5 protein-coding genes are annotated in these 6,000 nt (G+C 69.8%); 4 read left to right on the top strand and 1 reads right to left on the bottom strand.

The genetic code is table 11. The features are described 5' to 3' along the window. The first annotated feature begins 507 nt into the window (after window positions 1–507). On the top strand, window positions 508–1,449 hold the full coding sequence (locus LX15_RS17865; RefSeq protein WP_253670752.1) for an SCO6880 family protein: 942 nt from the start codon (window positions 508–510) through the stop codon (window positions 1,447–1,449). 313 nt (window positions 1,450–1,762) lie between these two features. On the opposite strand, the gene LX15_RS17870 is transcribed toward LX15_RS17865, so the two are convergent. Then, on the bottom strand, window positions 1,763–1,972 hold the full coding sequence (locus LX15_RS17870; RefSeq protein WP_253670753.1) for a hypothetical protein: 210 nt from the start codon (window positions 1,970–1,972) through the stop codon (window positions 1,763–1,765). A gap of 677 nt (window positions 1,973–2,649) precedes the next feature. Between LX15_RS17870 and LX15_RS17880 the strand changes: the two genes are divergently transcribed. The 3 genes from LX15_RS17880 to fxlM all read left to right on the top strand — a co-directional run bounded on the left by LX15_RS17880 (window position 2,650) and on the right by fxlM (window position 5,873). Beyond that, a complete protein-coding gene (locus LX15_RS17880; protein ID WP_443729320.1) occupies window positions 2,650–3,993 on the top strand; it encodes a helix-turn-helix domain-containing protein in 1,344 nt (447 codons plus the stop codon). Next, entirely contained in the window at window positions 3,981–4,394 is a 414-nt protein-coding gene (locus tag LX15_RS17885; protein WP_253670755.1) for a hypothetical protein, read from the top strand. Before LX15_RS17880 ends, LX15_RS17885 begins: the two co-directional genes overlap by 13 nt. A gap of 258 nt (window positions 4,395–4,652) precedes the next feature. Next, window positions 4,653–5,873, top strand: coding sequence for a methyltransferase, FxLD system (gene fxlM / locus LX15_RS17890; RefSeq protein WP_253670756.1), 1,221 nt, complete (start codon window positions 4,653–4,655; stop codon window positions 5,871–5,873). Window positions 5,874–6,000 lie beyond the last annotated feature (127 nt).

Raw genomic sequence — 6,000 nt, forward strand, 5'->3', positions numbered from 1 at the left:
CCCCACCACTGCCATGTGTGGTGGCCGTGCCCGATGCCACGATCGGCACCCGAGTCAGATACGTCCCGTGTCGGATAGTGATGGTTGGTCCGGCCCAGTGCTGTTTCCTCCGGTCAGGCAGTGGCCTCCGTGCCGGACTGTTGCTAGGAAGTGCCGGGGCATCCAGGCACACCACGGACACACTCACAAGATCAATCGGAGGTCATCTGCGGCGCCCGCCAGGGCAAGGGTCGCATCCCGCAACTCCACTACCTGCGCTGTGGACAACGGCGGCAGATCTTCCCTCCGGGCCATCCCCGCAGTCCGCATCGCCGCACCGACCAGACTGGCGACAGGCCGGATAGGGCCTCGGGTCGTAGCAGCATCCCCTGAGGTGGCTGGATTCAGGCGGTGTCGAACAGGCTGATCTGGTCGGCGTAGTTGCTGCCGACCGTGTGTGACAGTGGTGGACACCGGTTATGACGGGTGGCGGCTGCGGCTCACCCGGCCAGTTGACCCGGGGTGTGGATGCGGCGCGGAACCCCCGCCCCGTGCGCTGTCCTGGTCGTGCGCCCGTCCCGGCCGAGCCTGGTGGCCGCCGAGCAGCTTCTGGCCCGCCGGGAGCCCTGGGTGCACGCCGGACTCGTCGTCCCGGTGCAGCCCCTGGTGGTGTCGGGAGCGCGACGCTGGCCGCGAGGCGTGGTGGGCGCGGCCGGCCGCAGGGTGAGCGCCCTGCTCACCTCGGCGCGGCTTCTCCCACACCACCCCGGCAGCGCCCTCGGTGGGATCTGCCCACAGATCACACCATTCAGCGCCACCTCCGCCGGCAGCGGGACGGACGGCCGCGCGCACGCCCTCTACCGCGCTCTGGACAGGGTGGAGGACCAGCTATGCGGTGTGGGATGCACCAGCGTCGAATGGTTGGACTCGCCCGGTCTGGCCGTGGCCGTCCGCAGCCGATTCAACCCCCACGCGACGGGGGAGCGCCCGTGCTCGGCGGCAGCCGGACCGACCACGGCTCCACCGCCAGCCGTTCGCTCCTACACCCACGACGGGTTCACCTCCGTCACCTACGCCGTGCTCGTCCTAGAGTCAGGTGTCCTGTTCGGATCGCTGCGATCTCTGCTGATCCCACGCACCGTAGGAGAGCGACGAGCGCTGGCGGTGCACTACGAGATCCTGCCTCCCCACCTGGCATGGCGGGGCGTGCGGGTCGAGCGGAAGCGCCACGCGCTCATCAGGGACACCAAGACACGCCGAGGCTTCACCGTGTCCGCCGCCGACCAACGGGCGGTGCGAGAGGCCTACGGGGGGAGGTGGGGGGACCACGCCGCTCGACTGGAGAACGCCGCGACCGGCTGGTTCCGCCTGCTCCGCCTGGAGTTGGCGCAGGACAGCGCGTTCGTCGCCGCGTGTGTTCCGATCGGACTCGGCCTGCCGAAACTGCGCTGGAAGCGGATGAGGAAGTGATGAGTGTGCGAGGAGGCCCCCAGGTTCGAACCATCGTCTCCCTGCTCCGCGCCTTCGGCCTGGAACCTCCTGTCCGGCCCCGCGAGCCCGGTCCCGTGCCGGAGCGGAGCGAGGCCGGACAGTGCGTCCCGCGACGGGGGATCTCCCGGCCGGGCTGGGGATGGAGTCCGGTAGAGGCGCCGCTGGTGGTGTGTCGGGCGGCGACCAGCGAGATCGGTGGCCTCTGGCCGCTGATTGACTCAGCCAGAAGGCCTTGCTGTCGCCGTCTTGAGTCCTCATCGGCGGGTTGGTCTGTCTCTGAACGCCGGCCAGCTCATGAATCTTCAACCTGCCTGAAGCCAGCCTGGTTCCGCAGCTCAAGTACGTTGAGTCGCTGTCCGTCGGGGCCGCTGCCCCAGTCCCGAAAGGTGCGGATCCGATACCCACCCGAGAGATCGCCATTGGGGAACAGGTGGGTCTGAGATCCCGTCTGGTCCAGCAGCCGATGCGGCAGAGTGACGGCGCGGTGGACCTCCTCGACCACGACCCACTCGTCCCAGGTCCCGCCGCCCGAGTGGGGGTGCGGGGATGGTGTTCTCGCGGGCGCAGGCCAGGCACACGACGCGGGTGTACTGGTTGCAGTGCTGGAGACGCAGGGCCGCGGTCAGGGCGATGCTTTCGGCCAGGGCGAGGCCGAACTCGCTGGTGGTGAGCATGACGAGGGCTTTCGGTGCTGGTCGGGCCAGGGTTGGGGGTCGTAGCCGAGTCGGCAGGGTGGGCGGTCGCCGTAGGCGTGCAGGGTGGATTGCGGGGTGGTGTGGCTGGCTTTGGTGACGCGCCAGCGGGTGATGTGGGTGACGAGGACGCCGCAGGGCTGGCAGGTAGCCAATGGGGCAGGGGTTTGCCGTCGGTGGGGGCGAGGGTGAGGCGGCAGAGGGTGGTGATGGTGAGGGGTCGGGTCGGGTGTGGTAGGCGTGGAGTCGTCCGGCGTGGGTGCCACCGGTGAGGCCCGTGGGCATGGGGAGTTCTTCGGTGGTGGTCACGGGGAACCTTCCACAGTGGACGGTCCTGGGAGATGAGGAGCGAGATGGGGAGAGGGGTGGCGGGGCTGGGACGTGGCCGTCCGGGGGCCGGTCCCCGCAACCCCTGGGACGGGCCTGGCGCGGCGGACGTTGTTCACGGCATGCTGTACCAGGGGTGTTTCCGCGGTGCCTGTTCTGCTTGGGCGGCTTCCGCCTGCCGCCGTCGTCGTGCATCTGCAAGCGTTGGGTTCAGTTGGCTGACGGCGGCAGCTACTACGGTGACGGGGTCGCAATCCCCGAAGTCAAACCACTCTCCATACGTCTGATTTGCCTCGAACTTTCGTTTCAGGGCTTCCTCCAGGAGGGACGTCAGGGAGGGAGGCAAGGTGCCGCGTACCGGCCCTCGTGCTCCACGCGCATCAGCGGAACCTTGCGGATCCTGCCGCTCTTCGCGCCGCGCATCGTGACAATGACGACCGGCAGGCCTGTGTCCCACAGCGTTGTGCCCTCTGTGCCACCCGAACTCTCGTACAGCTCGACCTGTTCGCGTACCCACTGGGCCGGGCTCGGCTCGTACTCGTCCTCAAGAGGCATCGCATTCACCCCGTTGTCGACCCGGCAGGCGAAGGGTCTCACCCTTGAGGCGCTGGGCAAGCTGACCGGGTACTCCGGTGCCCAGATCTCCCGCTATGAGCGCGGCCTCGCCTCTCTGAAGGACGTCGATGTGCTGCGGCGCTTCGCCGACGCGCTGGAGCTGCCTCACCAGGCGTTCGGCCTGACCCCACCCGCCCACCACCCCGAAGTGCGGCACGGCCAGTCGATCGGTCCAATCACGGACTTCCCCCGGATGCCCGCCACTAGGGTGGGCAGATTTGGACGGGAGGACGGTGAAGATCCGGTGCGGCGTAGGAAGTTGCTCAGGGGCCTAGCGGTCGCGGCCGCCGCGGCCGCTGGCTCATCACTCCTGGCGAATGGGACCGCCACGGCGGACGAGGCTCTTCTCGGCGAGCTGCTCGTCGCCCGCATCTGGGATGCGATGCTCGGCCTCGGCAACGCCCCCGACCCGTCATCAGCTGTGACGTTCGATGCGGACTTCGCCCGTGCGCTCGCCGACTTCGGCGCCTGCCGTTACGCCTCCCTCGCCATCTGGCTGCCCCGGCTCATCCGCTCCGGACACGCGCTGACTGGCAGCCACGGCGAAACCCAGAACTACCAGCTCCTGGCCAAGAGCTACCTGCTGGCCACCCGCATGCTCATCAAGATGGACGAGCAGCAGCTCGGCTGGATGGCCGCCGACCGCGCCCGCCAGTCGGCCGAGGCCGGCGGCGACATCCTCACGGTCGCCAAGTCCGCCCGCCAACTCGCCGTCCTCGCACGAAAAGCGGGATGGCACGACGAGGCCCTGTCGATCGCGCTGTCCGCCGCTGACCACTCCGACCTGCGCGACACCGGGCGAGCCGGCGCCGCGGCGCGTGGACTGCTCATCCAGTCCGCCGCCTACACCGTGGCGCGGCGGGGGACAGGGACGGGATGCGGGAGCTGACCGACCAGGCCGCGGGCATCGCCAAGGAACTCGGAGGCGGAACGCTGTTCCGCGACCATGGCGGGGGTTTCAGCCCGCTCACCGTGCAGCTCCACCGCATCTCCGCCGAGAACTACGCCGGTGACCCCCTGGCAGCGCTCGCCGCCGCCCGTTCCATCTCGCTCAAGGAGCTGCCCAGCGTCGAACGCCGCTCCCGCGCCCTGAGCGACATCGCCGTCACCTACGACCGGCTCGGTCGCCGCAGCGACTGCATCCGCGCTCTGCTGCAGGCCGAGCGCTGCGCTCCGCAGGAGATCCACACCCGTGCGGCGATGAAGGCGCTCATCTCCACCCTGCTGGTCTCCGGCCCCACGACGACGGAACTGCGCGCCCTTGCCACACGCGGCGGAGTCATCCCCTGACCGCGGTCCGCGACTGGGTCAAGCTAGCAACCGGAACGAGGTCCGACCGGTAGTCGGAATACCAGCAAACCCCACCCTCGTTCTGCACGCGCTGATCTCCGTACTGATCCGCCCGCGCTCAAACGATCTGGTAGTCAGCTGGAGTACCTCAGCATGTTCACCCGCAGGCGTCACATGGGCGCCTGTCTGCTCACCGCCCCGCCCTCGGGTGCACCGATCAGCTCGCCCGAAGCGGTGACAACACACGAAAGGAACCGGATGACCGACTTCACCAGCACTGCCCCCAGCACCCGCCCCGAGAACCTGCGCGAGCAGATGATCAGCCACATCCGCACCGCCGGTCACCTGCGCTCCGAGCGCATCGAGCAGGCGTTGCGGGCCGTGCCCCGGCACCGGTTCGTGCCCGCCGCCTCGGTCGAGGAGGCGTACGCCAACAAGGCGATCACCATCAAGCCCGGCGAGGATCGGCCGGCGAGCTGCATCTCCGTGCCGACCGTGGTGGCGATGATGCTCGGCCAGCTCGACCCGCGACCCGGCGACCGCGTGTTGGAGATCGGCGCCGGAACCGGATACAACGCCGCCCTGCTGGCCGAACTCGTCGGACCGACCGGCAGCGTCACCACCGTCGACATCCACCCCGACGTCACCGACCACGCCCGCGCCGCCCTGGGTGAGACCGGCTACGACCGGGTGCGGGTGATCACCGGCGACGGCGCCCTCGGCGAGCCGGACCACGCCCCCTACGACAAGATCATCGTCACGGTCGGCCCGTGGGACCTGCCCCCGGCCTGGTTCGACCAGCTCGCCCCCGGCGGCACGCTCGTGGTCCCGCTGCACTGGCGCGGTCAGGCCCGCAGCGTCGCCTTCGTCCGCCACGACACCCATCTGCGGGCGGAGAACAGTCAGCTCTGCGGGTTCATCCCCATGATCGGCATCGTGCCCACGGGCGAGCGGACCGGCACCATCATCGAGCACGTCGCGCTGCACTGGGACGCCGACCAGAACATCGACCCGGACGCCCTGCGCGAGGTGTTCAGCGGACCCGAGACCACCATGTGGTCCGGCGCCTCCGTGGTCGCCAACGAGCCATTCGACCACATCTGGCTGTGGTTGACCGCCACCGAACCCGGCACCTGCCGCCTCGACGCCGACGACGAGGCCATCGAGGCCGGGATCTGCCGCCCCGCGTTCTCCTACCGCACGCCCGCGATCGTCGAGGGCGACTCCCTGGCCTACCTGACCAAGCCCCGCCCCGTGGCGGGCCCGGACGGCGAGCGCCGCTTCGAACTTGCCGCCACCGGCCACGGCCCCGCCGCCGCCCAGCTCGCCGAGCGGCTGGTCGAACAGATCCGCCGGTTCGACCGCGACCGCGCCGCCCAGCCCGTCATCACCGCCTTCCCGGCCGGAACGACCGACGAGGATCTGCCTGCCGGCGTGGTCGTCGACAAGCACCACGTCCGCATGGTCCTCACGCCCTGAACGGTCACCATGCCGCCGCCCCGTGGCTTCGTAGAACCTGGTGAACCCCGGCCCACGTCGGGCCGGGCTCACCGCGTTCCGGGCGCGGTCAGCGCTTCCTGGGCGGCACCAGGGTGTCGAACAGCCG

Origin of the sequence: Streptoalloteichus tenebrarius, assembly GCF_024171885.1 — a bacterium.
GTDB classification, from domain to species: domain Bacteria; phylum Actinomycetota; class Actinomycetes; order Mycobacteriales; family Pseudonocardiaceae; genus Streptoalloteichus; species Streptoalloteichus tenebrarius.

Coding starts and splice junctions, on each gene's coding strand:
- LX15_RS17865 (WP_253670752.1), top strand. CDS start 508: ATGCGGCGCGGAACCCCCGCCCCGTGCGCTGTCCTGGTCGTGCGCCCG.
- LX15_RS17885 (WP_253670755.1), top strand. CDS start 3,981: ATGCGGGAGCTGACCGACCAGGCCGCGGGCATCGCCAAGGAACTCGGA.
- fxlM (WP_253670756.1), top strand. CDS start 4,653: ATGACCGACTTCACCAGCACTGCCCCCAGCACCCGCCCCGAGAACCTG.